The following is a 26,483-nucleotide window of genomic DNA, read 5'->3' on the forward strand; positions in this document are numbered from 1 at the left end:
GCTCAGGTGTGTCGGCAACCCGTCGGCGCACGGCACCGTCGAGGCATACGGAGCCGAGCCGCCCGGGGTGTCCCGTGCGCCTGCCCGGCTCCCGCAGGGAGAGGCATCCGCCGATCATGAACGCCGTCCGCCGCACCGCCGCGGCCCTGGCCGCCGCCAAAGCAGTCATCGGCTCCGTAACCGTCGGCACCGCAGTCATCGGCTCCGCGGTCGTCGGTTCCGCCGCACCCGCCCTCGCCGCGACGCCCTCGCCCTCGCCGTCCGTGGCGATCCCCGCCGGGCTCTACGGCACCGCCGACCCGACGTACGACGGCGTGTGGCGCCAGTCGCTCGCCCTGATCGCGCAGGACGCCGTGGGGGTGGTCCCGGCCGACAAGGCGGTGACCTGGCTGGCCGGGCAGCAGTGCGCGAACGGTGCCTTCGGCGCCTTCCGCGCGGACGCCGGGAAGCCCTGCGCCGCCGACACCAACAGCACGGCCGTCGCCGTACAGGCGCTCGCGGCGCTGGGCGGCCACGACACCGCGACCGACAACGCGCTGGCCTGGCTGAAGTCCGTGCAGAACAAGGACGGCGGCTGGGGGTACACGGCGGGCGGGCCCAGCGACGCGAACTCGACGTCCGTCGTCATCGGCGCGTTCGCCACGGCCGGAACGAAGCCGCAGGACATCCGCAAGGGCGCCGGCTCCGGCAGCTCCGGCAAGTCCCCCTACGACGCCCTGCTCGCGCTCGCCCTGCCCTGCACCGGCGCCGACGCGGGCGCCTTCGCCTACCAGCCGGACAAGAAGGGCGCCCTCACCGCCAACGCGGACGCCACCGCGGCGGCGGTCCTGGGCGCGCTCGGCGAGCCCATCACCGGCTCCGGCACCGAGGGCACCGCCCGCACCGAGACCCCCTCCGCCTGCGCGAAGACCGCCGACCCCGAGCGCGCCGCGCTGAACGGCGCCGGTTATCTCGCCAAGGCCCTCGCCAAGGACGGCCACCTGACCTCCGCCCTCCCCGGCGCCGACGACCAGCCCGACTACGGCAACACCGCCGACGCGGTCGTCGCCCTCACCTCGGCCGGCCTCGCCGACCAGGCGAAGCCCGCCGTGCGCTGGCTGGAGGCGAACTCCGCGAAGTGGGCGGCGCAGGCCGGCCCCGCCGCGTACGCGCAGCTGATCCTCGCCGCCACCGACGCGGGCGCCGATCCCCGGGACTTCGGCGGGCAGAACCTGGTCGACCAGCTCGGTGCGACCGGCCCGACACCGAAGAAGACGTCCGACGCGCAGGCCACCGACACGGCCACCCCTGCCACCAAGTCGGCGGACGGTGACGACGGCACCCCGAAGGCCGTCTGGGCGATCGGCGGCGGCCTCCTGATCGGCGCCCTCATCGGCGCCACGCTGATGTTCCGCGGCCGACGGCGGCAGCAGCCGTGACCCGCGCCCGGCACGCCCTGCACCTCGCCGTCCTCCTCCTCGTCGCCCTGGCCGCCGGCATCGGCCAGGCCGCCCCCGCCCAGGCCGCCGGCTACCGCTACTGGTCCTTCTGGGACCGCACCGGCGACACCTGGGCCTACGCCACCCAGGGCCCCTCCACCGCCCGCCCGTCCGACGGAGACGTCCAGGGCTTCCGCTTCTCGGTCAGCGAGGACTCCTCGGACTCGGCGCGGCCGCGCGGACCGGCGGTCTTCACCGTCATCTGCGCGCGGACGCCCGCCAAGGACGGCGAGAAGCGGGTCGCGCTGGTCATCGACTTCGGTACGGCGGCGGACGCCCCGTCGGGCGAGACCCCGCCGGCCCGGCGTACGGCCTGTGCGCGGGTGGCGTCCGACGCGACGACGGCGCAGGCGCTCGCCTCGGTCGCGAAGCCCCTGCGGTACGACACCGGCGCGCTGCTCTGCGCGATCGCGGGGTATCCGCGGACGGGGTGCGGGGAGCAGGTGTCGGCCGGGAAGAAGCCGACCACCGAGGTGCGGAAGAAGGCGCCGAAGGACGACGACGGCGGACCCTCGGTCGGGCTGTGGGCCGGTGCCGGGGCCGTCGCCCTGCTGGGGGCGGCAGCGGTGTGGCAGGCGCGGCGACGCAGGCATGGCTGACGTCCGCGCACCCCGCCTCGGCGCCCGCACGGCCGCCGGTCACGGACGGCAACTCCACCCCGGTGCCTGGTGGTTGTGGTCGCTGGGCCTCGGCACCGCCGCCACCCGCACCACCAACCCCCTCCTCCTCGCCCTGCTCGTCGCGGTCTCCGCGTACGTCGTGGCCACCTGCCGCCCCGACACCCCCTGGGCGCGCTCCTACGCGGCCTTCGTCAAACTCGCGCTCGCCGTCCTCCTCATCCGCCTCTTCTTCGCCGTCGCCCTCGGCTCCCCCATCCCCGGCACGCACGTGCTCGTCACGCTCCCCGAAGTCCCGCTCCCGCACTGGGCGCAGGGCATCCGGCTCGGCGGCGAGGTCACCGCGGAGGCGCTCGTCTTCGCGCTCTACGACGGCCTGAAGCTGGCCACCCTGCTGATCTGCGTGGGCGCGGCGAACGCCCTCGCCAACCCGGCCCGGCTGCTCAAGTCCCTGCCGGGCGCCCTGTACGAGATCGGCGTGGCGGTGGTCGTCGCGCTCACCTTCGCGCCGAACCTCATCGCCGACGTCCAACGCCTGCGCGCCGCGCGCCGGTTGCGGGGCCGTCCGGACAAGGGCGTCCGCGGCCTGCTCCAGGTCGGACTCCCGGTCCTGGAGGGCGCGTTGGAGCGTTCCGTCGCCCTCGCCGCCGCGATGGACGCCCGCGGCTACGGCCGCACCGCCGACGTGCCCGCCCCGGTCCGCCGTACGACCGCCGCCCTCACCCTCGGCGGTCTGCTCGGCGTCTGCGCGGGCACGTACGGGCTGCTCACCGCCGAAGGGGGCACGTACGGGCTGCCGTTGCTGCTCGCGGGGCTCGTGGCGGCGCTCGGTGGGCTGCGGCTCGGGGGTCGGCGCAGCATCCGGACCCGCTATCGCCCCGACCACTGGGGCGTACGCGCCTGGCTGGTCGCCGGTTCCGGGGCGGCCGTCGCCGCACTGCTCGCCCTCGCCGCGAGCGCCGATCCGGACGCGCTGCATCCCGGTGTCGTCCCACTGGTCGCGCCCGCCCTCCCCCTGTGGCCGGCCGCGGCCGTGCTCGTCGGCCTGCTGCCCCCGTTCGTCGCACCCACCCCCGCCTCCGCTTCCGCCCCCGAGGAGCCGTCGTGATCCGCTTCGAGGATGTCTCCGTGACCTACGACGGAGCCGCCGAACCCGCCGTGCGGGGCGTGGACCTCGAGGTCCCCGAGGGTGAACTCGTCCTGCTCGTCGGCCCGTCGGGCACCGGCAAGTCGACGATCCTCAACTCCGTGAGCGGCCTGGTCCCGCACTTCACCGGCGGCACCCTGCGCGGTCGCGTCACGGTCGCCGGACGCGACACCCGGACGCACAAGCCGCGTGAACTCGCCGACGTCGTGGGCACGGTGGGCCAGGACCCGCTCTCCCACTTCGTGACGGACACCGTCGAGGACGAACTCGCCTACGGGATGGAGTCGTTGGGGCTGGCGCCGGACGTCATGCGCCGCCGGGTCGAGGAGACGCTCGACCTGCTGGGCCTCGCCGAGCTGCGCGACCGGGCGATCGCCACGCTCTCCGGCGGACAGCAACAGCGCGTCGCCATCGGCTCGGTGCTCACCCCGCACCCCCGCGTCCTGGTCCTCGACGAACCGACCTCGGCCCTCGACCCGGCCGCCGCGGAGGAGGTCCTCGCGGTGCTCCAACGCCTCGTCCACGACCTCGGCACGACGGTCCTGCTGGCGGAGCACCGGCTGGAACGGGTCGTCCAGTACGCCGACCAGGTCGCCGTCCTGCCCGCCCCGGGAGCCGCCCCGCTGCTCGGCACACCGGCCGAGATGATGGCCGTATCGCCGGTGTATCCGCCGGTGGTGGGGCTGGGGCGGCTGGCCGGGTGGTCGCCGCTGCCGTTGTCGGTCAGGGATGCGCGAAGGCGGGCGGGTGCCCTGCGGGAGCGGCTGGCGGACCACGAGGTGCCGCCCACCCCGACCCCCGCCGCCTCCTCAACTCCCGCGCCCATCGCGGAGGTTCGCGCCCTCGCCGTCCGACGCGCCCGCGTTCGAGCTCTCCGGCACGTCGACCTCACCGTCTCCCCCGGCGAGACCGTCGCCCTCATGGGACGCAACGGCGCCGGGAAGTCGACGCTCCTCGGGGCGCTCGTCGGGCTGGTCGAGCCGAGCGGCGGGACGGTACGCGTCGGTGGCCTCACCCCGCACCGCACGCGGCCCCGGGACCTCGTACGGAAGGTCGGTCTGGTCCCGCAGGAGCCGCGCGATCTGCTGTACGCCGACACGGTCGCCGGTGAGTGCGCGGCGGCCGACCGGGACGCGGGGGCCGAGCCCGGTAGCTGTCGTGCGCTGCTGTCGGACCTCCTCCCCGGTGTCGCCGACGACGTCCACCCCCGTGACCTCTCCGAGGGCCAGCGGCTCACGCTCGCGCTGGCCGTCGTACTGACCGCACGCCCGCCGCTGCTCCTGCTCGACGAGCCGACGCGAGGGTTGGACTACGCGGCGAAGGCACGGCTCGTAGGGCTGTTGCGGTCGCTCGCCGCCGAGGGGCACGCCATCGTCCTCGCGACGCACGACGTGGAGCTGGCGGCCGAACTCGCCCACCGGGTCGTCCTGTTGGCCGAGGGTGAGGTGATCGCCGACGGTCCGACGACCGAGGTGGTCGTGTCCTCGCCGTCCTTCGCCCCGCAGGTGACGAAGATCCTGGCGCCGCAGCAGTGGCTCACGGTGGCGCAGGTGCGCGAGGCTCTCGCATGACCGGGCGATGGATCAGGAAGGCGATCCCGCGCGGCCCGTGGCAGGCAGCCGCGCACGGGACCGCGAAGACGCCTCCGCCGGCCCCCGAGGACACCATCCCGCCGGAGCACGGCCACGCCACCCGGCACACGCCCGGGGCGCCGACCCCGCACACACCCGCGCCCCCAACCCCGCGCAGACCGGCGCCGCCCACCCCGCGCACGCCCTCAACACCACACGGGTCCGCGCCGCCCACCCCGCACGCGCCCGCCGAAGCGCCCTCGTCATCGCCCGGCGCCACCACCCGCCAAGCCCGCCCTGTCCGCCTGGGCCCCCGATCCGTCGCCGCCCTCCTCCTCGTCAGCGCCGTCGGGGTCGTCGGGTTCGGGTGGCCCTTTCTCGCGCCGCCCGGGTCGCAGGTGGCGGCGCACGCGCAGGACGCGCCGTGGCTGTTCGCGGGGTTGCTCGTGCTGCTGGTCGGGGTCGTGGCGGCGACGATCTCGGAGTCCGGGCTCGGGCCGAAGGCCGTGGCCATGCTGGGGGTGCTCGCGGCGACCGGGGCCGCGCTGCGGCCGATCGGGGCCGGGACCGCCGGGCTCGAGCCGATGTTCTTCCTGATGGTGCTGAGCGGGCGGGTGCTGGGGCCCGGCTTCGGGTTCACCCTCGGGTCGGTCACCATGTTCGCGTCCGCGCTGCTCACGGGTGGGGTGGGGCCGTGGCTGCCGTTCCAGATGCTCGCGATGGGGTGGTTCACGATGGGCGCGGGGCTGCTGCCGGGGCCCGACCGGCTGCGGGGCCGTACCGAGCTGGCGGTGCTGGCCTGCTACGGCTTCCTGGCCGCGTTCGCCTACGGCACGATCATGAACCTGGCCGGCTGGCCCTTCATGGGCGCGCTCGCCTCGGGCATCGGTTTCGATCCGCAGGCCGCGGTCCCGACGAACCTGGCCCGTTTCGTCGCGTACTGCGTGGCCACCTCGCTCGGCTGGGACCTGGGCCGGGCGGTGGTCACCGTCGTCCTCACCCTCGCCGTCGGTCCGGCCGTGCTCAAGGCGCTACGCAGAGCCACCCGGCGGGCCGCGTTCGAGACCGCGGTCACATTCGAGGCCGGTTGAGCGGTGAACCACCCCACATGACCCACATCACCAACTATCTTCCCTCGTAGGGCATATCGGACGCCATGGGCATGCCATAACCCGCTCTGACCTGCACATTGAGAGCCAGGTCACACGACCGGCCATTCCACTCGATTCGACCACAACTAGTAAAAGGGGTCATTGCGGACGCCCCTCAAGCCTGTTTCTCTGGACAACGTCGCACGGCGCCGACGAGCCCACTGGGCCTCGGCGCCGACGCATGCCGAAGGTGTGCGCGACCGTCCCGTCCCCGAAGAAAAGGTTCCTCGTGATCGTCTCCCGCATCGCCCGCAGCATCGCGTCCCCGAAGAAGGCCCTCGCCTCCGCCGCCGTGGCCGCCGCCACCGCCGGCATGGTGCTGACCGCGGCTCCCGCCCACGCCGCGACCGCCGACTCGGCCACCGAGGCCAAGGCGATCGCGCACAAGCTGATCCCGAGCTCCGCGCAGTACAACGCCTTCAGCAACATAGTCGAGCACGAGAGCGGCTGGGACGTCGACGCCAGCAACGCCTCCTCCGGCGCGTACGGCCTGGTCCAGGCGCTCCCCGGCTCCAAGATGGCGTCGGCCGGTTCGGACTGGAAGACCAACGCCAAGACCCAGATCAAGTGGGGTCTCGACTACATGAACTCCCGCTACGGCAGCCCGGCCGGCGCGTGGGCCTTCTGGCAGGCGAACGGCTGGTACTGAGCCGTCCCCAGTGGCTTCGCACATAGCCGCCCAAGCACAAGTGCCTCTCAGGTCGGACCGACCTCGGGGGCACTTCGTGGTTTTCTGGGGCGATGAGCGCCAGTCCCCAGACCCCGGAGACGCCTGAGTCACCGGAGACGTCCGACACCGAAGCCCGCGGCCTGCGGTTGGTGTTCGTCCTGTTGGGGCTGACCGTCGTCAGCGGGCTCATCGACGCCGTGGCCTATCTCGGCCTCGGCCATCTCTTCACCGCCAACATGACCGGCAACGTCGTGGTGCTGGGCTTCGCGGCGGCCGGGGCGCCCGGGTTCTCGGTGCCGCACACGGTGACCTCACTGGGCTGCTTCCTGATCGGCGCGGTGGTCGGCGGCCGGATCGAGGGGTGGTTGGGCGGCGGCCCGAAGCGGCGCTGGGCACGGCTCACGCTGACCGCCGAGGCGCTGCTGGTCGGCGCCGCGGCGGTGGTCGCCTTCGCCGCCCCGGACGCGGGCGGGACCCGCTACACCGTGATCGCCCTCACCGCCTTCGCGATGGGCCTGCGCACCGCGACGGTCCGCAAACTCGGCGTGCCCGCCCTGCCGACCACGGTCGTCGTCACCACCACCCTGACCGGCCTCGCCGCCGAGTCGCCCGCCGGCGGCGGCCCGGGCACCCACGCCGCGCGCCGCACGGCCTCCGTGATCGCGCTGGCGCTCGGCGCCTTCCTCGGCGCCTGGCTGGTGACCGACCACGGCCTGGGCATCCCCCTCCTGGTCGCCGCGGCGCTGACCGGGGTACTGGCGGTGGTGGCGTCGGGGCGGGACTGATCGGGCGGGACCAGTACCGGTCGGGCGGGACTAATTGGGTTGAGCGCGGGGCGACCGTCATGGAACGTCTGTGCGGTGAACCTGGAGCTCCGCCCCTACGACCTCGCCTGGACCGACGTCGACCCGCGCACGCACGCCTTCGACCACGCCGATGCCCTGGACATGGTCCGCGCCCTGGAACCGGCGAGCCGCGTCCCGGTGCGGCCGGTCCAGAAACGTACGTCCGAACCCGTCGAGGCCGCCGAGCAGTACCGCACGCTCTGCCACTGGTCCCACAACGAGGGCTGGGCCTGGGCCGACGACATGACCGAGGCGCTGGTCGAGCGGTACGGCCGGTGGAGCACGGGCTGGCGGTGGGCGCACGACGAGGGCGACCTGGGCGGCGGGCCCGTCGGCGCCTGGTGCTGCACCCTGCACTCGATCGGCACCCCCGAGGAGACCCTGGAACGGGTCGCCGCCGCGCTGTGCGAGTGGCGGGAGTGGCTGGAGTTCCTGGCCGACTGGTTCGCCCGCTACCCCTTGGAGGGGCCGCCCGCCACCCATCGCCTGATCCTCCAGGTCGTGGACCGCACCGGCTCGGGAGACGCCTGGTACGCCCACTGCCGACAGGTCCTGACCTGGTACCTCACCCGCTGGGACACGGACCCGACGACGGCACGCGCGCTGGTCGAGGAGGCGATCGGCGGCCGGTTCGAGAGCTGGACCATGCCGGCGGGGAAGCTGCTGGACGACGTATCGGAACAGCTCGCCGTCGCGCTGGGCGCCGAAGAACCTGCCGACCCCAGCGGCACGTACACCTACACGTCCGCCCGCATCCAGTCCCACCTCGACGAGTGACCACCGCCACGGACCACCTCCGCATCTGGCTCGCCCTCCGCACCCAGGTGCCCTGGCACCAGGCCCGCCCGGTCGCCCTCCCCGCCCGCCGCCCCGCCCGTGACGGCGCCGTCCACGACATCCGCACCCACGACCACGCCCGTTCCCCGCACCGCGCGCACTCCCTGCTGACCGCGCTCGCCCTGGCCCGCGCGGACGCCGCATCCGGTACGCCGTTGACGTTCGCGACGCTCAGCACCTGGCAGCGGCATGTCCTGGACGTCCCCGAGGCCCCGTTCCGCCGTCACCCGGCCTACGCGAAGGGAGGCCGCGAGCGGTACGGCACCGGCGCGGACCTTCCCGCCCTCCTGGAGGCCTGCCTCGCCGAGGCCGCAGCGGAAGCCGTCGCCGGAGCCGAGGACTCGCCCCTCCCCCTCACCGCCCGCGCGGCCCGTGCGTACCTCGACGTCTGCTTCTTCCACCCCTTCGACGACGGCAACGCCCGTTCCGCCTTCCTGACCCTCACGTACGTGCTGGCGCGCGCCGGCGTCGCCCTCGAACAGGTCGGTCCCGTCCGCCGCATCCAGCGTCACGCGGACGACCCCGAGGGCGCGCTCGCGCTCGCCGACCTGCTGGCCGTCCTCATCGGCGTCTAGCCGCCGCCCGCCCCGGCCGCGTCACCGTCTCCAGCACTCGAACCACACCCTCTTTCCGCCCCCGCTCACCCGCTCCGCACCCCACTTGTCGGCCACGGCGTCGAGCAGTACGAGTCCGCGGGCGCCCTCCGCGTCCATGGACAACTCGGCCGCCATCACCGGCAGTTCGGGCACCCCGTCGGACACCTCCACCCTCATCCCCGCCGCCACCCGCAGCATCAGCACGGTGCAGCGCCGGTCCGGGACATGGCGGACGACGTTGGTGATGAGCTCGCTGACGCCCAACTCCGCGGCGTCACACAGCTCCAGCAGCTCCCACTCGTCGAGCAGCGAGCGCACGATACGGCGAATGTGACGTACCGAGTGTTCGCCCACGGTCAGGCGCATGCGGTACGTAGGGGGAAGGTATCCGTTCACAGGACGAGGGTGACCCCGACTGACTACCCTGGGCTACCGAATGGACACAACCGGTCCGTCTGTGGACCGAGTTGCCCGAGAGGGGGCCCTGCGTGACCAACATCAACGTCCTCGACCCCGGCGCCTCGCCACTCGACTACTACGGCTACGAACTGCGCCGTTACCGCGAGGCGGCGGCCCTGACCCAACGGCAGCTCGGCGACATCGTCAACTACACCGGGTCACTGGTCGGCCAGATCGAAACGGCGAGGAAGCTGCCGACGCGGGAGTTCAGCGAACGGGTGGACGCAGCGTTGGGGACGGGCGGGTCGTTGTCCCGGCTCGTGGAGCTGGTGCTGCGAAGTCAACTTCCGGCGTGGTTTCAGCAGGTGGCTGAGCTGGAGGTGCGGGCGACAGAGATCTGTACGTTCCAGATGGGCATGGTCCACGGGCTGTTGCAGACTCCGGAATACGTCCGTGCCGTACTCGGCGCACTGGACGACACCGACCTCGACGACCGCAGCGCCGTCCGGCTCGCCCGCCAGCGCATCTTCGAGAAGGGTGAGCCGCCGGTCTTCTGGATGGTCCTCAGCGAAGCCGCGCTGCACCAGGAAATCGGTGGTCCGGCCACCATGCGCGGTCAACTGGAGCTCCTGTTGAGCTTCGAGAACAATCCCCGGATCAACATCCAGGTACTGCCGTTCGCCGCCGGAGCGCACGCGGGACTCACAGGCTCATTCACGGTCTTCCGCTTCGCCAGCGACCCGACCATCGTCTACACCGAGGGCTACGGGAGCGGGCATCCCACGGCCAACCCGGACACGGTCAAGAACTGCTCGCTCCGATACGATCATCTCCGAGCGTCCGCACTCTCCCTCAGGGAGTCGGCGGAGTTGATCCGGCGCGTGATGGAGGACCGCTATGGCGAGCAGGAACTGGCGTAAGTCCAGCTACAGCAGCGACCAGGGCGGCGAGTGCGTGGAAGTCGCCGAACCCACCTACCCCGCCACCCCCACCGTCGGCGTCCGCGACTCCAAGAACCCGGCGGGGCCAACCGTCACGATCGACCCCACCGCCTTCACCACGTTCCTGAACTGGACGTCTACAGCCGCTGAATGATCGTGCCCGTGGCCAGACCGCCACCCGCACACATCGTCACCAGCGCGAACTCCTTGTCCGCGCGCTCCAGTTCATGCAGTGCCGTCGTGATGAGCCGCGCACCCGTCGCTCCCACCGGGTGCCCGAGCGCGATCCCGCCGCCGTTGACGTTGACCTTCTCCAGGTCCTGCTCGAAGACCTGCGCCCAGCTCAACACCACTGACGCGAACGCCTCGTTGATCTCGACGACGTCGATGTCCTTCAGGGTCATGCCCGCCTTGCCGAGCACCGCGCGCGTGGCGTCGATCGGCCCGTCCAGGTGGAAGTGCGGGTCGGAACCCACCAAGGCCTGCGCCACGATCCGCGCCCGCGGCTTCAGCTTCAGGGCGCGAGCCATCCGCTTCGACGCCCACATGATGGCCGCCGCTCCGTCGGAGATCTGCGACGAGTTGCCCGCCGTATGGATCGCCGTCGGCATCACCGGCTTGAGGCGGGCCAGCGCCTCCATGGACGTGTCGCGCAGGCCCTCGTCCTTGTCGACGAGCCGCCACATGCCCTGACCGGCCCGCTGTTCCTCCTCCGTGGTCGGCACCTGGACCGCGAACGTCTCCCGCTTGAAGCGCTCCTCGGACCAGGCGTTCGCCGCGCGCTCCTGCGAGATGAGGCCGAGCGAGTCGACGTTCTCCCGGGTCAGGCCCCGGTGGCGAGCGATCCGTTCCGCCGCCTCGAACTGGTTGGGCAGGTCGACGTTCCACTCGTCGGGGAACGGTTTGCCCGGACCGTGCTTGGAGCCCGAGCCCAGCGGCACGCGGGACATCGCCTCGATGCCGCAGCTGATGCCGACGTCGATGACACCGGCCGCGATCATGTTGGCGGTCATGTGCGAGGCCTGCTGCGAGGAGCCGCACTGACAGTCGACGGTCGTCGCCGCCGTCTCGTACGGCAGGCCCACGGTCAGCCAGGCCGTACGCGCGGGGTTCATGGACTGCTCGCCGGCGTGGGTCACGGTGCCGCCGACGATCTGCTCGACCGCGTCGGCGGGAATGCCGGTGCGGCCCAGGAGTTCACGGTAGGTCTCGCCAAGAAGGTAGGCAGGGTGCAGATTGGCCAGCGCGCCGCCGCGCTTGCCTATGGGGGTGCGTACGGCTTCGACGATCACGGGTTCCGCGGCCATGAGGGTGGATCCTCTCCATCCGGTACCCGCGCGGCGCGGGCGTCCCGGCCCACCCGCCACGCAGAACTAGTACGTGTTCTAGTTCTTTGTGCAGTCTGCTGACAGTCCGTCCGCAACCGCAAGGGGCGTGCAGGTAATTAGGGCTGCCATACCCCTTGCCTCTTGTAGAACCCGTTACTACCTTCACGGCAATTCCTGATGGACCGTCAGAACTCAGCTGGAGACACCCATGGCCTGTCCAGCTCTCCCCGACGGGTTCGACCTCACCGACCCCGACGTGCTTCACCACCGCGTTCCCCTACCGGAGTTCGCCGAACTGCGCCGGGTCGAACCGGTCTGCTGGATCCCCCAGCGGGCAGGCATCGCCGGTTTCCAGGACGAGGGCTACTGGGCCGTGACCCGGCACGCCGACGTCAAGTACGTGTCCACGCACCCCGAGTTGTTCTCCTCGACGACCAACACGGCGATCATCCGCTTCCACGAGCACATGGAGCGCGACGCGATCGACGCGCAGCAGCTGATCCTGCTGAACATGGACCCGCCGGAACACACCCGGGTCCGCCAGATCGTGCAGCGCATCTTCACCCCGCGGGCCATCCGCGCCCTGGAGGACCGCCTGCGCGAGCGCGCCCACGCCATCGCGGCCAACGCCCGTACCCACGCGGGCCCGTTCGACTTCGTCACCGAGGTCGCCTGCGAACTGCCCCTCCAGGCCATCGCCGAACTCATCGGCATCCCGCAGGACGACCGGACCAAGATCTTCGACTGGTCCAACAAGATGATCTCGTACGACGATCCCGAGTACGCGATCACCGAGGAGGTCGGCGCCGAGTCGGCCACCGAACTCATCGCCTACGCGATGAACATGGCCGCCGACCGCAAGCAGTGCCCGGCCAAGGACATCGTCACCACCCTGGTGGCCGCGGAGGACGAAGGGAACCTGAACTCCGACGAGTTCGGCTTCTTCGTCCTGATGCTGGCGGTGGCCGGCAACGAGACGACCCGCAACGCGATCACGCACGGGATGCACGCCTTCCTCACCCATCCCGAGCAGTGGGAGCGGTACAAGCGGGACCGGCCCGCGACGGCGGCCGAGGAGATCGTCCGCTGGGCCACCCCGGTCAACGCCTTCCAGCGCACCGCGACCCAGGACACCGAACTCGGCGGCAAACTCATCAAGAAGGGCGACCGGGTCGGCGTCTTCTACGCCTCCGCCAACCACGACCCCGAGGTCTTCACCGACCCCGACGCCTTCGACATCACCCGCGACCCCAACCCCCACCTCGGCTTCGGCGGGGGCGGCCCGCACTACTGCCTGGGCAAGTCCCTGGCCGTCCTGGAGATCGACCTCATCTTCAACGCGATCGCCGACGCCCTCCCGGACCTCACCCTGGCCGGCGACCCCGACCGGCTGCGGTCCGCGTGGATCAACGGCGTGAAGCACCTTCAGGTCCGGACGGGCTGACGCCCACCGGCTCGGAACTCGGGTCGGCGGCCTTCCCGGCGCCGCCGGCCCGTCCCGCGAAGCGTGCCCGCGGCCCCTGGAGCAGGTAGGACAGCCCGAACCCGGCGCCGACGACCGCCGCGCCGCCGGCCGCGTCCAGCACCCAGTGGTTGCCGGTCGCGACGATGGCCGAGACGGTGAAGAACGGGTGCAGCAGGCCCAGCGCCTTCATCCACCACTTCGGCGCGATGATCGCGATGACGACACCGCACCACAGGGCCCAGCCGAAGTGCAGGGACGGCATCGCCGCGTACTGGTTGGTCAGGGCCGTCAGGGTGCCGTAGTCCGGCTTGGAGAAGTCCTGGACGCCGTGCACGGTGTCGATGATGCCGAGGCCGGGCAGCAGGCGCGGCGGGGCCAGCGGGTAGAGCCAGAAGCCGACCAGCGCGAGCAGGGTCGCGAAGCCGAGGGACGTGCGGGCCCAGCGGTAGTCGACCGGGCGGCGCACATACAGGACGGCCATGACGCTCAGCGGGACGATGAAGTGGAACGACTCGTAGTAGAAGTCGAAGAAGTTCCGCAGGAAGTCGACCTTCACCACCGCGTGGTTGACCCAGTGCTCGACGTCGATGTGCAGGAACCGCTCGATGTCGAGGATCTGGTGCCCGTGCTCCTCCGCCCGCACCCGGCCCGCCGAGTTGGAGCCGCCGGTCGCCGCGAGGCGGACCTTCTGGTAGGCGGCGTAGGTGACGCGGATGAGGAGCAGTTCCAGCAGGAGGTTCGGGCGGGTGAGCACCCGGCGCAGGAACGGCAGCAGCGGTACGTGCTTGAGGCGGGCCGGCACGGGGGCGGCGTACTCGGTCGGGATCGGGGAGCGGTAGTACGGCGAGGTGCGCGACAGGAACGGGATGACGGTGGCCGCGGCGAGGGCGGCGAGCAGGACGACGTTGTCGCGCAGGGCGTACATCGCCGACATGTTCGGCAGCATCATCTTGGCGGGCAGCGTCATCACCAGGACGACGGCGACCGGCCACACGTACCGGTCGGAGGCGCGCTTGCCGACCCGTCCGACGACCGCGAGCAGCACCCACAGCAGCTGGTGCTGCCAGGTGGTCGGGGACACGGCGATGGCCGCGCAGCCGGTGATGGCGACCGCGAGGAGCAGTTGTCCGTCGCGCGCGTAGTGGACGGCGCGGCGCACTCCGAGGACGGCGACGGCGGCACCGAGCGTGAGGAAGAGGCCGATCTCCAGCGGTCCTGACAGGCCCAGGCGCAGCAGGGCGCCGTGCAGGGACTGGTTGGCGAGGTCGTCGGCGGGGCCGCCGAGTCCGGTGCCCGCCATGTGGTGCACCCAGTAGGTGTACGAGTCGTGCGCCATCGCGGCCCAGGCGATGGCCGTACAGGCCGCGAAGGTGACTCCTGCGGAGACGGCGGCGCGGCGGCGGCCGGTGAACCACAGGAGCGGCGCGAAGAGCAGCACGGTCGGCTGGAGGGCCGCGGCGATGCCGATCAGCAGGCCGCCGGTCCGCTCACCGCGGACGGTGAAGCAGCCGAGCAGCACGAGCAGGACCGGGATGATGCTGGTCTGGCCGAGCCACAGCGTGTTGCGCACCGGCAGCGACAGCATCAGCAGGCTGATCGCGACGGGCGCGGCCAGCAGCGCGCTGCGGCGGGTGACGGGCTTGGGCAGGGCGCGGGCGGCGATCAGCCCGAGGGCGACGACCAGGAGCAGTGTGCCGAAGGTCCAGCCCCAGCCGAGGGCCTGTTCGGCGGCCTTGGTCAGGGGCTTCAGGACGAGTCCGCCGAAGGGCGTACCCGTGAAGCGCGTCGAGTCGTACAGCGACCCGTTCACGTGCAGGACACCGTCGGGACCGACCCAGGTCTCCAGGTCCGTCAGCCGTTCGCCCTTGGGGGTGCTCAGGACGACGACCACCTGACGGACGGCCAGGACCGCGGCCACCAGCCACAACCCCAGACGTGCCACCCGCAGCCGCCCTCTGACGGCTCCGGCGGCCGTCGCCCGGAAGGCATCCGCCGGTCGCCCGCTGTGCTCCACGTTCGCCACGCCTCGTAGGCCTCCCGCCCCGTTTTCTGTGTGCCCCCACAGAGAGACGCAGGCTACCCCGGCTTCACCTGTCGTCCGTTCTCCTTTTGTCTGGACGACGATAGTGCGCCGGAGGTTGGGTTGCCTCGGCGGGACGCGAGATGGATCACAGTGGCGTCCGCCGGGAACCGCCCGCGGCCGGGTGAGCGGCGCTGCGCACCCGCCCTTTTGCTGCCCTGCGCAACTGATTGCATACGCCACGTACACGCCGCGACCGCCCCTATGGTCGGTCGGATATGTCCCTCCTAGACACCACCCCCGGTCCCCCGTCCGAGTACCCCGCCCCCGCCCGCCCTACCGACGCCCCCGACGTCACTGTCACCGATCCCGCGCTGGTCCGGCGGGCCGTGAAGGCCGCCGCGCTGGGCAACGCGATGGAGTGGTTCGACTTCGGCGTCTACAGCTACATCGCGGTGACGCTCGGCAAGGTCTTCTTCCCTTCCGGGAACCCGACCGCCCAGTTGCTGTCCACCTTCGGCGCCTTCGCCGCGGCCTTCCTGGTCCGCCCCCTCGGCGGGACGGTCTTCGGCCCGCTGGGCGACCGGATCGGCCGCCAGAAGGTCCTCGCGCTGACGATGGTCATGATGGCCGCGGGCACGTTCGCGATCGGCCTGATCCCGTCGTACGGGTCCATCGGCGTCGGCGCCCCGCTGCTGCTCCTGGCCGCACGCCTGGTCCAGGGCTTCTCGACCGGCGGTGAGTACGCGGGCGCGTCCACCTTCATCGCCGAGTACGCGCCGGACAAGCGGCGCGGGTTCCTCGGGAGCTGGCTGGAGTTCGGCACGCTGGCCGGTTACGTCGGCGGCGCGGGCCTGGTCACGCTGATGACGGCCCTGCTGTCCACGGACGACCTGACGTCCTGGGGCTGGCGGATCCCGTTCCTGATCGCGGGCCCGATGGGGATCATCGGCCTGTATCTGCGGCTGCGCCTGGAGGAGACCCCGGCCTTCGCCGCCGAGGTCGCGAAGTCCGAGGCCAGCCGCCCGAAGGTGCCGCTGCGCGAGATGGTGACGGGCCAGTGGCGGGCGCTGCTCCTGTGCGTGGGCCTGGTGCTCGTCTTCAACGTCACCGACTACATGCTGCTGTCGTACATGCCGAGCTACCTCACCAGCGAGCTCGAGTACGACGAGACGCACGGGCTGCTCGTGGTCCTGGGCGTGATGGCGCTGATGATGGTCGTCCAGCCGTTCGCGGGCGCCCTGACGGACCGCGTCGGCCGCCGCCCGGTGATCGCGGCGGGCTGCGCGGGCTTCCTGCTCCTGTCGGTCCCTGCGCTGCTCCTGATCCGCCAGGGCAGCCTGGTCGCGGTCGCGCTGGGCATGGCCGCCCTGGGCCTGCTCCTGGTCTGCTTCACGGCCGCGATGCCGTCCGCGCTCCCGGCCCTGTTCCCGACGCGGGTGCGCTACGGCTCCCTCTCGATCGGCTTCAACGTGTCGGTGTCGCTGTTCGGCGGCACGACCCCGCTGGTGGTGACGGCCCTGGTGGGCGCGACCGGCGACCTGATGATGCCCGCGTACTACATGATGGTGGCGGCCGTGATCGGCGGCTTCGCCGTCTGGCGCATGACCGAGTCGGCGGGCCGCCCGCTGCCGGGCTCGGCACCCTCGGTGGAGCCCCGATGACGGTCCGGAAACATCCGCGCGCGGGCGCTCGTGACGCGGCTGACGGGGAACCCGCACAGGGCTATGTTCGTTAGCGCACCTAGTTAGAAACTCTAATGAGACATCCGCGAGGCCACGGGAGGCACGGACTCATGAGCCAGTCGCAGGTCTGGGACGCCGTCGACGACTACTTCACCGCCCACCTCACCCCGGAGGACGAGGCCCTGACGGCGGCCACGCGCGACAGCGAGGCGGCCGGTCTGCCGCACGCGGCGGTGACGGCCCCGCAGGGCAAGCTCCTGCATCTCCTCGCCCAGATCCACGGCGCCTCCAGGATCCTGGAGATCGGCACCCTGGGCGGCTACAGCACCATCTGGCTCTCCCGCGCGCTGCCCGCCGACGGCCGGCTGATCTCCCTGGAGTTCAGCGCGAAGCACGCCGAGGTCGCGACGGACAACATCGCGCGGGCCGGCCTCGACCACCTCGTCGAGGTACGGGTGGGCCCCGCCCTGGAGTCGCTGCCCAAGCTGGCGGAGGAGAACCCGGCCCCCTTCGACCTGGTCTTCATCGACGCCGACAAGGGCAACAACCCGCACTACGTCGAGTGGGCGCTCAAGCTGACCCGCCCCGGCAGCCTGATCATCGTCGACAACGTCGTCCGGGAGGGCCGGGTCACCGACACGGACAGCACCGCGGCGGACGTGGTGGGCACCCGCGCCGCCATCGAACTGATCGGCGCCCACCCGAAGTTGAGCGCCACGGCGATCCAGACGGTGGGCACGAAGGGGTACGACGGGTTCGCGCTGGCGCGGGTGCTGGCGTAGCGCCGTGCGTTTCACGGGTCCCGGGCGGCCTCGCGGGGCTCAACCCTCGTGGTAGAAGCCGACGTTGACGCTGCGCGGGGCGGTGCGGTCCTGGACGACGATCTCGCCGCTGCCGCCCCGGGGCAGTGTCACGCTGCCGCCGTAGACGAGGGGCTGTGCGTACTCCCCCACGATCAGGCGGACTTCGGACGACGGGTCGGGCTGCGAACCGCGCAGCCAGGAGACCTGCCAGACGCCCTCCGGGCCGCACAGGAACTCCAGATGGACCCGTGAGACGAACAGCCAGTCGTCCGGCGTCGCCAGCCGGCACACGGACTTGTCCCGCCCCACCCGGAGCACGGCACCGGGTTCGCTCGGCGCTTCGGCCATGAGCATGCCGGCCGTGGCCCCCTCTTCCGTCCCGGAGACGGTGGCCATGGTGAGTTCGAGCACGCGGCGCTCCTCCTGAAGTGTCCTTATGCAGCCGCCGCATGATAAATCGCCCGGCCATGTCGCGTCCGGCACACTGGACTCATGACCGAGCGAAAGCCTCCCGGCGTGCCGTTCGAATCCTGGGTGGACAAGCAGATCCGCGACGCGGAGGCGCGCGGCGACTTCGCCGAACTCCCCGGCGCGGGCAAGCCCCTGCCGAACGGCGCGGACACGTCCTACGACGAACTCTGGTGGATCAGGCAGAAGCTGGCCCGAGAGGGCTTCTCGGTCCTGCCGCCCACACTGGCCCTGCGCAAGGAGGCCGAGGACGCGCTCGCGGCGGCGTACGCGGCCCCTTCCGAACGTATCGTCCGCAAGATCATCACCGAAGTCAACGTCAAGATCCGCGAGATGATGTTCAAGCCGCCGCCCGGCCCTCCCCTGGGCAAGAAGCCCTACGACGTCGAGGACGTCGTGCGTGAGTGGCGGGAGCGCCGGGCGGGGGACGGGTCGGGCGGGACGGTCTGATCGAGCGGGTCGGGCGGATCGGGCGAGTCAGGCGTGCAGCAGCCGCTCGGCGATCTCGCGGTAGTCCCGCAGGGCCAGCCGGAGTTGCTCGGTGTCGGAGTGGTCGTCGGACTTCGCGTCACCCTCCTGCCAGGACCTGCGCAGCGTGCGGCGGCGCTGGGTCAGCGCGTCCGTGTAGCGGCCGGTGATCTCCTCCACGACGTGGTCGGCTTCCTCGACGGCCGTACGAGGGTCGTCGACGAACCCGGCCAGGGCGTGCTGGAGCCGCTCGGCGAGCTTGTCGGTCTCGTCGCGCGGGAGCAGCGGGGACGAGGACGGCGTCGACGTCGGCGTCGAGGACGAAGACGACGACGGGGTGGAGGAGTTCGGGCGCGAGGATGTCTGCGCCGGGGTCCTGCCGTCGGTCGACTGCGTGGACGTCGGTGCGGGTGTCTCCGTGCGGGCGGGGGTGTCCGTACGCGCGGAGGTGGAGGTGGGAGTGGGTGCGGGGACCCTGCTCCCGTCGGTGCGGGCGGACGTCTTGGTCTCGTCCGTGCCCGTACGCGTGGGCGTCTCGGAACGGTCCGAGCGGTCCGAGCGGTCCGAACGGTCCAGGCGCTCCGAACGGTCCGAGCCGTCCGAGCGGTCCGAACGCGCGGACATCGGTATCGGCGTCGGTGTCGCTGCGGGCGTGGAACCGGGCGTGGAACCAGGTGTGGATGCGGGTGTGGAACTCTTGGTCTCGTCGGCCATGGTTGTGTCAACCCCCCTTGATCGTCTGTTGCTTGTCGGATGAGGTGTCGTGCGACCGCCTGGCCGTCTTGCCAGGGAGCCTGTCGGACAGCTTGTGGGACGTCTTGCCGTGCGACCTGTCGTGGGACGTGCCGGACGACGTGCGGGCGCCGTCGATGAGCGAGTCGAAGAGCGCGCGGGCCTCGACCATCGCCTCGCGCAGTTCCTCGGTGTCGGCGCGGGTGTCGTCGGCGCGAGCCACGCTGTGCACGTGGCGGTAGCCGTTGACGTCGGGCGCGTGGTGGACGGAGAGGGCGGCGAGCTGCTCCTCGTACTGGGCGCCGTCGGGGAAACCGCGGACGGTGGCGAGTTCGCCGAGCAGCTGGTCCGCGTCGGCGACGGCCTCTCGGGGCGAGTCAACGAACCGCTCCTGCGCGGCCGCCCAACGGGCTTCGAACTGCTCGCGCCGGGCCGTCTCCAGCGGCTGCTCACGCAGCGATCCGTGCCGCTCAACGCGCTCTGCGAGCTCACGTTCGGCGGCCTTGGTGTCGCCGTCGTGGCGGGTCACCGCGCGGTCGTACTCGGGCCCGAAGCGGTGCTTCAGATCCCGACCACCGACGCCGCCGCGGCTACGCAGGGTGAGGGCGGCCGCAACAACGACCACGACCGCCACGATCACGATAACGATGATGATCATGCCTGTGGACATGGGTGCCTTCCGGATGCTTCGGCCCAACGGGCCGGTTCTCCCTCCGGGTTGCCCGGAACCCCGCACTCAAACTGCGTGGAACGCGACGACGGTGATCGACGAGAATTCCGGCATGAACTGGATCATCGCCCCGGAACGCTTCGACTCGGCCGTCGCCGCCGCCCTGTGGCGGGCCTACTACACGGAGGTCAGCGACCGCTGGTACCTCCTGCACGAAGGGCGTCGGACCGACCCCGCCGAGCTGGAACGCGAGATCGCCGCGTCCACCGGCGCCGAACTCGCGCCGCCCGGCGGGCAGTTGCTGGTCGGGTGGTACCGGGGTGCGGCGGCCGGGTCGGCGGGGGTACGGCTGCTGACGTCGACGACCGCCGAGCTCACCCGCGTGTTCGTGTACGAGGAGACGCGCGGCAAGGGCGGCGCCGCGCTCCTCGTACGGGCCGCCGAGGAGGCCGCACACGCCCTGGGCGCCGAGGAGCTGATCCTGGACACCCGCAGCGACCTCGTCGAGGCCCGTGCCCTGTACGCGCGGCTCGGCTACGCGGAGACCGGGCCGCACAACGACGGCCGGTACGCCGAGCACTGGTTCCGGAAGAAGCTGGTCGGGTGAGGAGTCCGAGGCGCCCGTTCAACTGATCCGCGGCGCCGACCCGTTGTGCGGCTGTTCCCTGTCCGAGCCGCAGAGTTCGTCGGTGAGTTCGGTGACCAGTCGGTTGAGGTCGGTGGGGCGGTCGGGGGTCCACCAGTCGCCCAGGAGGGTGGCGAGGGACTCCTCGCGGGCCTTGGAGAGGTGGTCGGCGGTTTCCCGGCCCTCGGGGGTGAGGACCAGGTCCAGGCCCTCTCGGGTGGCGAGCCGGCGTTCCTCGACCTGGCGGACCGCGGCGAGGATGACCGGGAGGGGCACGGTGCTGCGTTCGGCGAGGACCGCCGGTTCCGCCCAGCCGTCGCGGCGGATGCGCAGCAGGAGCCAACTGGCGGCCGGGAGAAGGTCGTAGCCCGCCCGGTCGGTGATCTTCTGGTAGATCTCGCGCCGGCCGTCCCGCGTGCCGAGCACGGACAGGGCGCGGCAGACCTCGTCGTAGGAGGAGCGCTCGACCGGGTTGCTGGCCAGCGTCTCCGTGAGGTCGGGCGCCGTGACCGAGCCGCGCAGGCGGTCCTCCTTGAGGAACCACGCCAGGACGAAGCCGAGGAGGGCGACGGGGGCCGCGTACAGGAACACGTCCGTGATGGACGAGGCGTACGCGTGCACCGCCGGTTCGCGCAGCGCGGGCGGCAGGGAGTTGATACCCCGGGGGTCGGACTTGAGGGTGTCCGCCGAGATGCCGGTGGGGAGGTCGGTGCCGCGGAAGGCGTCCGTCAGTTTGTCGGCCAGGCGGCTCGCGAAGATCGCGCCGAAGATGGCCACGCCGAAGGACGCGCCGATCGAGCGGAAGAAGGTCGCGCCCGAGGTGGCGACGCCGAGATCCTCGTACGAGACCGAGTTCTGCACGATGAGGACCAACACCTGCATGACCAGGCCGAGTCCGAGGCCGAAGACGAAGAAGTACGCGCTCATCTCGGTCGTCGAACTGTTCTCGTCGAGGCGGTGGAGAAGGAGCAGGCCGATCGTCGTGACGCCCGTGCCCGCCACCGGGAACACCTTCCAGCGGCCCGTCCGGCTGACGATCTGCCCGGACGCCGTCGACGACAGCAGCAGCCCGATCACCATCGGCAGCATGTGCACGCCCGACATGGTCGGCGAGATGCCCTGCACCACCTGGAGGAACGTCGGCAGATACGTCATCGCGCCGAACATCGCGAACCCGACGACGAAGCTGATGACCGCGGAGAGGGTGAAGGTGCGGACGGTGAAGAGCTTGAGGGGGAGGACGGGTTCCGCGGCCCGACGCTCCACCTGTACGAAGACGACCGCCAGGACCACGCCCAGCACCGCCAGACCGATGATCTGCGGCGAACCCCAGCCCCACGTCGTACCGCCCAGCGAGGCGACCAGCACCAGGCAGGTCGCGACCGACGCGATCAGGAACGTACCGAGATAGTCGATGACGTGCCGCGTCGACTTGCGCGGGATGCGCAGCGCGGTCGCGATCACCGCGAGGGCGACCAGGCCGACGGGCAGGTTGATGTAGAACACCCAGCGCCAGCTGAGGTGTTCGGTGAACAGCCCACCCAACAGCGGGCCCAGCACGCTCGTCGCCCCGAACACCGCGCCGAACAGCCCCTGGTAGCGCCCGCGTTCGCGCGGCGACACGATGTCCCCGACGATCGCCATCGACAGCACCATCAGGCCACCGCCGCCCAGCCCCTGGAGCGCGCGGAAGGCGATGAGCTGCGGCATGTTCTGTGCCATTCCGCACAGCGCCGAACCGATCAGGAAGATCACGATCGCCGTCTGGAAGAGCCGCTTGCGCCCGTACTGGTCACCGAGCTTGCCCCACAGCGGGGTCGCGGCGGTCGACGCCAGCAGATACGCGGTGACCACCCAGGACAGGTGCTCCAGACCGCCGAGATCGCTGACGATGGTGGGCAGCGCGGTCGACACGATCGTCTGGTCGAGGGCGGCGAGCAGCATGCCGAGCAGCAGGGCACCGATGGAGACCAGCACATTGCCGGGCACGTGTTCCTCGGCGGCACTGCCCTTCTTGGGAGCACTGCCCCGCATCGGTACGTCTCGCATATTTCCCGTCATACCGTGCGCATCCTCGGCCATGAAGACCTCCAGCGGCTCTCGTTACACAGCACCCTCGCCTGCACATCCCTCACATCCATGGTGATCGGTGCACACCGTTATGGCCTGTCGAGTCCCGTTGCCGCCCGATTTACCGGGACCCTCCCCAGGGGGCTTCCGACAGCGGCTGTGGAGACGGTCTGCATAATCTCTGGAGTTCGTGGGGGGATTGCGGAGGGAGGGACGACGCGTGACAGAGCCGACAGGCCACGAGTGCCCGGAGTGCGGGGCACCCAGAGGGGCCGACAACACCCCGTCGTGCGGCTGCACACAGCGGGCGTCCGACGCCCTGCGCGATGCCCGCACGGCGGAGGCGGCCGCGGCGGAGGACTTCGACCCGCTGCGCATACGGCCGTACGTGGAACTGACGGGCGAGGGGGGCACGGGCAGCGAGGGCCGCGAGGCGGTACCGCCCGCACCGCCACCGGTGACGCCCGCACCGTCGGCCTTACCGGCGGACGAGACGGTCCCGCTCCAGGCCGTGGACGCCACGTCCCTGCTGCCGCCCTTGCCGCCGGTTCCGTCGATGGACGAGCCCGAGGCCGAGGAAGGCGTCAGGCCCGTACGCCGTCGCCGTACCGTCCTGCTCGCGGCCGGCGGAGCCGTCGTCGCCGTGGTGGCCGCGACCGGGCTGGCGAGCGGGTTCCTGTCGTACCAGACGCCGTCCCGCGACGACGCGGCCTCGGGCGGGGTACGGGCGAGTGTGCCGGCGTCGAGCGCGACGGCGTCCGTGTCGCCGTCCGAGGAGACCGGTTCCCCGTCGCCGACGACCTCGTCGCCGTCACCGTCCGTCAGCACGAGCCCGACGCCCTCGACGTCACCGTCGGCGACCGCCGTCTCCCCGAGGCCGACCCGGTCGACCGAGCCCACCCACACGCCGTCGACCGTCGGCGCCACCGGCACGATCCAGGAGGGCGGCGGCGACAGCACCACGCCACCGGTGCTGCGGCGCGGCGACCACGGCGCCGAGGTGGTCGAACTCCAGGAACGGCTCGGCCAGTTGAACCTGTACATCGGCAAGGACGACGGCGACTTCAGCACGTCGGTGGAGAGTTCGGTGCGGACGTTCCAGGTGGCCAGGGGGATCACCGGGGACGAGTCCGGGGTGTACGGGGCGGCCACGCGGGCGAAGCTGGAGTCCGAGACGACGGAGCCGTAGCTCTCGACGCCGGTCACTTTTTTCAGCCCGTCCGGCGTTTGAGGACGAGGCCCCTTCAGGGCCGATCGGGGGTCTGGGGGCGGAGCCCCCAGCACACGCTCACCCCGCCTACCCCTAAGCCACGTAAACCCGAATCCCCCCGCCCGCAACCCCTTCGACCCGCACCTGCCGCAGGTCACGCACCACAACATCCGGCTCATGAAAATCCGCCCGACCCCCAACCCCCACCACCCGCATCCCCGCGGAGCGCCCCGCCGCGATGCCCGCCGCCGAGTCCTCGAAGACGATGCAGTCGGCGGGGTCGACGCCCAGTTCGGCGGCGCCCTTGAGGAAACCCTCGGGGTCCGGCTTGCTCGCGCCGACCGACTCGGCGGTGATGCGGATGTCCGGGAGGGAGAGGCCGGCCGCGCCCATGCGGGCCGTCGAGAGGGCCACGTCGGCCGAGGTCACCAGGGCGTGCGGAAGGCCCGCCAGGGACGCGAGGAACTCCTGGGCGCCCGGGACGGGGACGACGCCGTCCAGGTCGGCGGTCTCCTCGGCGAGCATGCGCGCGTTGTCGGCCATGTTCTGCTCCATGGGCCGGTCGGGCAGCAGGACCGCCATGGAGGCGTAGCCCTGGCGGCCGTGGACCACCTTCATGACCTCGTCCGCGTCCAGCCCGTTCCGCTCGGACCAGCGCCGCCAGCAGCGCTCGACGACGGCGTCCGAGTTGACGAGGGTGCCGTCCATGTCCAGCAGGAGGGCGTGGGCGGTGAGGACGGTGGGCACGGTGGTGGCCGTCATCGGCAGCTCCAAGGCGGCGGGAAGGGGCGCCAGAGGCTTACGGGTCGAGCCCATGGCGGTACAGCCGGAGGGACAAAGCGCCCCGCCCGCCGGTCAGGGAGAACGGACGGGAGCCACTTTGTTCCTCCACGGTACAAAACATCTCCCGCATCCGCCACCGACTCCGGGAACAGTTCACCGAACGTTCAGCTCGGCCGATCCCTCACCTCGGACCCTCCGCCCCCCGGCCCCGAGCCTCAGCCCGCCACCGCCTCCCACAGACTCCACACCCCGAGCCCCAGCATCAGCAGCGCCGCGATCTTCGTGATCAGCGCCAGCGGCACCCGCTTCATCAGCGCCTTTCCGCCGACGATGCCGAGCCCGGCGACCGCCCACAACGCCAGCACCGCACCGAGGCCGACGGAGAGCGGATCGTCGTAGCGGGCCGCGAGGTTGGCCGTCATGATCTGGGTCAGGTCTCCGAACTCGGCGACCAGGATGAGCATGAACCCGGCGCCGAAGACCTTCCAGAAGGACTGATCCCCGGGCTTGCGGACCTCCTCCTCGTCGTCGTCCTTCTTGAAGAGGAGCACCGCGGCCCCGCCCAGGAAGAGCACACCGGTCACCGCGGCCACGAGCTGCTGCGGCAGCAGCGTGAGCACACTGCCCGCCGCCACGGCGAGCACCACATGCAGCAGGAACGCGGCGGCGACGCCCGCGAAGACGTACGAGGCGCGGTAGCGGGTGCCCAGGACGAGCCCGGCGAGCGCGGTCTTGTCGGGGAGTTCGGCCAGGAAGACGACGCCGAAGACGACCGCCGTGACGCTGAAGGTGATCAAGGTTCCTCTATCGGTCGGGGCTGCCCCACCGAGAGTGTGTGTGCTGTCCGCGGACACCTCGGCACGGCAGCACACACAAAAACAACTGGTGCACTGCTTACCGAAGGTCTCGCTGGCCGGCCGTGACGCATCACGGACCTGCCTCTGGGCGCCGGCTCAGACGAGCTGAGCAGTATGTCGACGGTCCAGCGAAGAGCTACTCCCCTTCTGCGCCGTCCACTGTACGCGACCGACTCACAAGGCAGAAGTTCGACCGTAAACCTTGTCATGTCATGTACGCGTCACTAGCTTCTTACCCAACGCACACCCCACCGCAACACGGCACCGCGAGCATTCCTTCGCTCGCACTCCAACGTCCCCCCACCCCAAGGGAGTTCGTATGCCGAAATTCTACGCGCGTCGACGGCTGAGCATACTCGCGGCGTTCACCGGACTCATAGCCTCCGTCGCCCTGTTCAACGGACCGAACGCCTCCGCCGCCCTCCCCACCCCCATCAGTGCCTCCACCGCCCGCACCTACCTCGCCTCCCTCCCCGTGGCGACCGAGGTCAGGACCGGCTACGACCGGGATCTGTTCCCGACCTGGATCACCATCAGCGGCACCTGCAACACCCGCGAGTACATCCTCAAGCGGGACGGTACGAACGTCGTCACCACCTCCGCCTGCGTCGCCACCAGCGGCAGCTGGTACTCCCCCTACGACGGCGCCACCTGGACCGCCGCCTCGGACGTCGACATCGACCACCTCGTGCCGCTGGCCGAGGCCTGGGACTCCGGCGCCCGCAACTGGACCACCGCGCAGCGCCAGTCCTTCGCCAACGACGTCACCCGCCCGCAGCTCCTCGCGGTCACCGACAACGTCAACCAGTCCAAGGGCGACCAGGACCCGGCCACCTGGATGCCGTCCCTCACGTCCTACCGCTGCACCTACGTCCGCGCCTGGGTGCAAGTGAAGTACTACTACGACCTCTCCGTCGACTCGGCCGAGAAGTCCGCGCTCACGAGCTACCTCTCCGGCTGCTGATCCGGCGACGGCTGCTGATTCGGTAACGGTGATCGCCGGACACTGTCCGCCCTCCCCCGTCGTTCAATACCGTACGGTGCGAC

27 protein-coding genes are annotated in these 26,483 nt (G+C 71.3%); 18 read left to right on the top strand and 9 right to left on the bottom strand.

Going from position 1 to position 26,483, the window contains the following annotated elements:
• Positions 1-116 precede the first annotated feature (116 nt).
• From ACIP6U_RS40095 to ACIP6U_RS40135, 9 genes are all read left to right on the top strand, one after another.
• Complete coding sequence (locus ACIP6U_RS40095; protein WP_401727687.1) at positions 117-1,418, top strand: prenyltransferase/squalene oxidase repeat-containing protein; 1,302 nt, start codon at positions 117-119, stop codon at positions 1,416-1,418.
• A complete protein-coding gene (locus ACIP6U_RS40100) occupies positions 1,415-2,077 on the top strand; it encodes an SCO2322 family protein (protein WP_401727688.1) in 663 nt (220 codons plus the stop codon). The genes ACIP6U_RS40095 and ACIP6U_RS40100 overlap by 4 nt, the downstream gene beginning before the upstream one ends.
• Entirely contained in the window at positions 2,070-3,203 is a 1,134-nt protein-coding gene (locus ACIP6U_RS40105) for an energy-coupling factor transporter transmembrane component T (protein ID WP_401727689.1), read from the top strand. The genes ACIP6U_RS40100 and ACIP6U_RS40105 overlap by 8 nt, the downstream gene beginning before the upstream one ends.
• Complete coding sequence (locus ACIP6U_RS40110; RefSeq protein WP_401727690.1) at positions 3,200-4,813, top strand: ABC transporter ATP-binding protein; 1,614 nt, start codon at positions 3,200-3,202, stop codon at positions 4,811-4,813. Before ACIP6U_RS40105 ends, ACIP6U_RS40110 begins: the two co-directional genes overlap by 4 nt.
• Positions 4,814-5,118: 305 nt before the next feature.
• Positions 5,119-5,904, top strand: a complete 786-nt coding sequence (locus ACIP6U_RS40115) for an ECF transporter S component (RefSeq protein WP_401727856.1) — start codon at positions 5,119-5,121, stop codon at positions 5,902-5,904.
• Between the two features lie 289 nt (positions 5,905-6,193).
• Positions 6,194-6,613 carry a lytic transglycosylase domain-containing protein gene (locus tag ACIP6U_RS40120; RefSeq protein ID WP_401727691.1) on the top strand — a complete coding sequence of 140 codons (420 nt, stop codon included), beginning with the start codon at positions 6,194-6,196 and terminating at the stop codon, positions 6,611-6,613.
• A 92-nt stretch (positions 6,614-6,705) separates the two neighbouring features.
• Positions 6,706-7,419 (top strand): YoaK family protein, encoded by a 714-nt coding sequence (locus ACIP6U_RS40125; protein WP_401727692.1) that lies wholly within the window; start codon positions 6,706-6,708, stop codon positions 7,417-7,419.
• Between the two features lie 75 nt (positions 7,420-7,494).
• Entirely contained in the window at positions 7,495-8,256 is a 762-nt protein-coding gene (locus ACIP6U_RS40130) for a hypothetical protein (protein ID WP_401727693.1), read from the top strand.
• Entirely contained in the window at positions 8,253-8,891 is a 639-nt protein-coding gene (locus tag ACIP6U_RS40135; RefSeq protein ID WP_401727694.1) for a Fic family protein, read from the top strand. Before ACIP6U_RS40130 ends, ACIP6U_RS40135 begins: the two co-directional genes overlap by 4 nt.
• Positions 8,892-8,912: 21 nt before the next feature.
• On the opposite strand, the gene ACIP6U_RS40140 is transcribed toward ACIP6U_RS40135, so the two are convergent.
• Positions 8,913-9,308: an ATP-binding protein gene (locus ACIP6U_RS40140; RefSeq protein ID WP_401727695.1), complete on the bottom strand. Its 396-nt coding sequence runs from the start codon at positions 9,306-9,308 to the stop codon at positions 8,913-8,915.
• A gap of 92 nt (positions 9,309-9,400) precedes the next feature.
• Here ACIP6U_RS40140 and ACIP6U_RS40145 point away from each other — a divergent pair, with 92 nt between their 5' ends.
• The gene (locus ACIP6U_RS40145) at positions 9,401-10,231 is read left to right on the top strand and encodes a helix-turn-helix domain-containing protein (RefSeq protein ID WP_401727696.1); all 831 of its coding nucleotides are present in this window, start codon (positions 9,401-9,403) and stop codon (positions 10,229-10,231) included.
• A complete protein-coding gene (locus tag ACIP6U_RS40150; protein WP_401727697.1) occupies positions 10,209-10,406 on the top strand; it encodes a DUF397 domain-containing protein in 198 nt (65 codons plus the stop codon). Before ACIP6U_RS40145 ends, ACIP6U_RS40150 begins: the two co-directional genes overlap by 23 nt.
• Here ACIP6U_RS40150 and ACIP6U_RS40155 read toward each other — a convergent pair.
• Positions 10,390-11,559: a steroid 3-ketoacyl-CoA thiolase gene (locus ACIP6U_RS40155; protein ID WP_123999548.1), complete on the bottom strand. Its 1,170-nt coding sequence runs from the start codon at positions 11,557-11,559 to the stop codon at positions 10,390-10,392. The two genes, ACIP6U_RS40150 and ACIP6U_RS40155, sit on opposite strands and share 17 nt — an antisense overlap.
• Before the next feature lie 229 nt (positions 11,560-11,788).
• Here ACIP6U_RS40155 and ACIP6U_RS40160 point away from each other — a divergent pair, with 229 nt between their 5' ends.
• The gene (locus ACIP6U_RS40160; protein WP_401727698.1) at positions 11,789-13,024 is read left to right on the top strand and encodes a cytochrome P450; all 1,236 of its coding nucleotides are present in this window, start codon (positions 11,789-11,791) and stop codon (positions 13,022-13,024) included.
• Here the strand turns inward: ACIP6U_RS40160 and ACIP6U_RS40165 are convergent.
• Entirely contained in the window at positions 12,987-15,068 is a 2,082-nt protein-coding gene (locus tag ACIP6U_RS40165; protein WP_401727699.1) for a bifunctional glycosyltransferase 87/phosphatase PAP2 family protein, read from the bottom strand. The two genes, ACIP6U_RS40160 and ACIP6U_RS40165, sit on opposite strands and share 38 nt — an antisense overlap.
• Before the next feature lie 275 nt (positions 15,069-15,343).
• Here ACIP6U_RS40165 and proP point away from each other — a divergent pair, with 275 nt between their 5' ends.
• Positions 15,344-16,729: a glycine betaine/L-proline transporter ProP gene (gene proP, locus ACIP6U_RS40170; RefSeq protein ID WP_401727700.1), complete on the top strand. Its 1,386-nt coding sequence runs from the start codon at positions 15,344-15,346 to the stop codon at positions 16,727-16,729.
• 131 nt (positions 16,730-16,860) lie between these two features.
• Positions 16,861-17,532, top strand: coding sequence for an O-methyltransferase (locus tag ACIP6U_RS40175; RefSeq protein ID WP_401727701.1), 672 nt, complete (start codon positions 16,861-16,863; stop codon positions 17,530-17,532).
• A gap of 39 nt (positions 17,533-17,571) precedes the next feature.
• On the opposite strand, the gene ACIP6U_RS40180 is transcribed toward ACIP6U_RS40175, so the two are convergent.
• On the bottom strand, positions 17,572-17,964 hold the full coding sequence (locus tag ACIP6U_RS40180; protein ID WP_401727702.1) for a hypothetical protein: 393 nt from the start codon (positions 17,962-17,964) through the stop codon (positions 17,572-17,574).
• An 81-nt stretch (positions 17,965-18,045) separates the two neighbouring features.
• Between ACIP6U_RS40180 and ACIP6U_RS40185 the strand changes: the two genes are divergently transcribed.
• Positions 18,046-18,471: a DUF1992 domain-containing protein gene (locus tag ACIP6U_RS40185; protein WP_401727703.1), complete on the top strand. Its 426-nt coding sequence runs from the start codon at positions 18,046-18,048 to the stop codon at positions 18,469-18,471.
• A 27-nt stretch (positions 18,472-18,498) separates the two neighbouring features.
• On the opposite strand, the gene ACIP6U_RS40190 is transcribed toward ACIP6U_RS40185, so the two are convergent.
• Complete coding sequence (locus tag ACIP6U_RS40190) at positions 18,499-19,113, bottom strand: hypothetical protein (protein WP_401727704.1); 615 nt, start codon at positions 19,111-19,113, stop codon at positions 18,499-18,501.
• 97 nt (positions 19,114-19,210) lie between these two features.
• Positions 19,211-19,891, bottom strand: coding sequence for a hypothetical protein (locus ACIP6U_RS40195; RefSeq protein WP_401727706.1), 681 nt, complete (start codon positions 19,889-19,891; stop codon positions 19,211-19,213).
• 112 nt (positions 19,892-20,003) lie between these two features.
• Between ACIP6U_RS40195 and ACIP6U_RS40200 the strand changes: the two genes are divergently transcribed.
• Positions 20,004-20,498, top strand: a complete 495-nt coding sequence (locus tag ACIP6U_RS40200) for a GNAT family N-acetyltransferase (RefSeq protein WP_401727707.1) — start codon at positions 20,004-20,006, stop codon at positions 20,496-20,498.
• 18 nt (positions 20,499-20,516) lie between these two features.
• On the opposite strand, the gene ACIP6U_RS40205 is transcribed toward ACIP6U_RS40200, so the two are convergent.
• The gene (locus tag ACIP6U_RS40205; protein ID WP_401727708.1) at positions 20,517-22,565 is read right to left on the bottom strand and encodes a DHA2 family efflux MFS transporter permease subunit; all 2,049 of its coding nucleotides are present in this window, start codon (positions 22,563-22,565) and stop codon (positions 20,517-20,519) included.
• Between the two features lie 241 nt (positions 22,566-22,806).
• Between ACIP6U_RS40205 and ACIP6U_RS40210 the strand changes: the two genes are divergently transcribed.
• Positions 22,807-23,775 (top strand): peptidoglycan-binding protein, encoded by a 969-nt coding sequence (locus ACIP6U_RS40210; protein ID WP_401727709.1) that lies wholly within the window; start codon positions 22,807-22,809, stop codon positions 23,773-23,775.
• 114 nt (positions 23,776-23,889) lie between these two features.
• Here ACIP6U_RS40210 and ACIP6U_RS40215 read toward each other — a convergent pair whose 3' ends face one another.
• Both ACIP6U_RS40215 and ACIP6U_RS40220 read right to left on the bottom strand, forming a co-directional pair.
• Positions 23,890-24,558, bottom strand: coding sequence for an HAD family hydrolase (locus tag ACIP6U_RS40215; protein WP_401727710.1), 669 nt, complete (start codon positions 24,556-24,558; stop codon positions 23,890-23,892).
• 236 nt (positions 24,559-24,794) lie between these two features.
• A complete protein-coding gene (locus tag ACIP6U_RS40220) occupies positions 24,795-25,376 on the bottom strand; it encodes a TMEM165/GDT1 family protein (RefSeq protein ID WP_401727711.1) in 582 nt (193 codons plus the stop codon).
• Between the two features lie 379 nt (positions 25,377-25,755).
• Between ACIP6U_RS40220 and ACIP6U_RS40225 the strand changes: the two genes are divergently transcribed.
• The gene (locus ACIP6U_RS40225) at positions 25,756-26,400 is read left to right on the top strand and encodes an HNH endonuclease family protein (protein WP_401727712.1); all 645 of its coding nucleotides are present in this window, start codon (positions 25,756-25,758) and stop codon (positions 26,398-26,400) included.
• Positions 26,401-26,483: the final 83 nt, after the last annotated feature.

This window comes from Streptomyces sp. NPDC088794, assembly GCF_044750545.1.
In the GTDB taxonomy this organism is placed as follows: Bacteria; Actinomycetota; Actinomycetes; order Streptomycetales; family Streptomycetaceae; genus Streptomyces.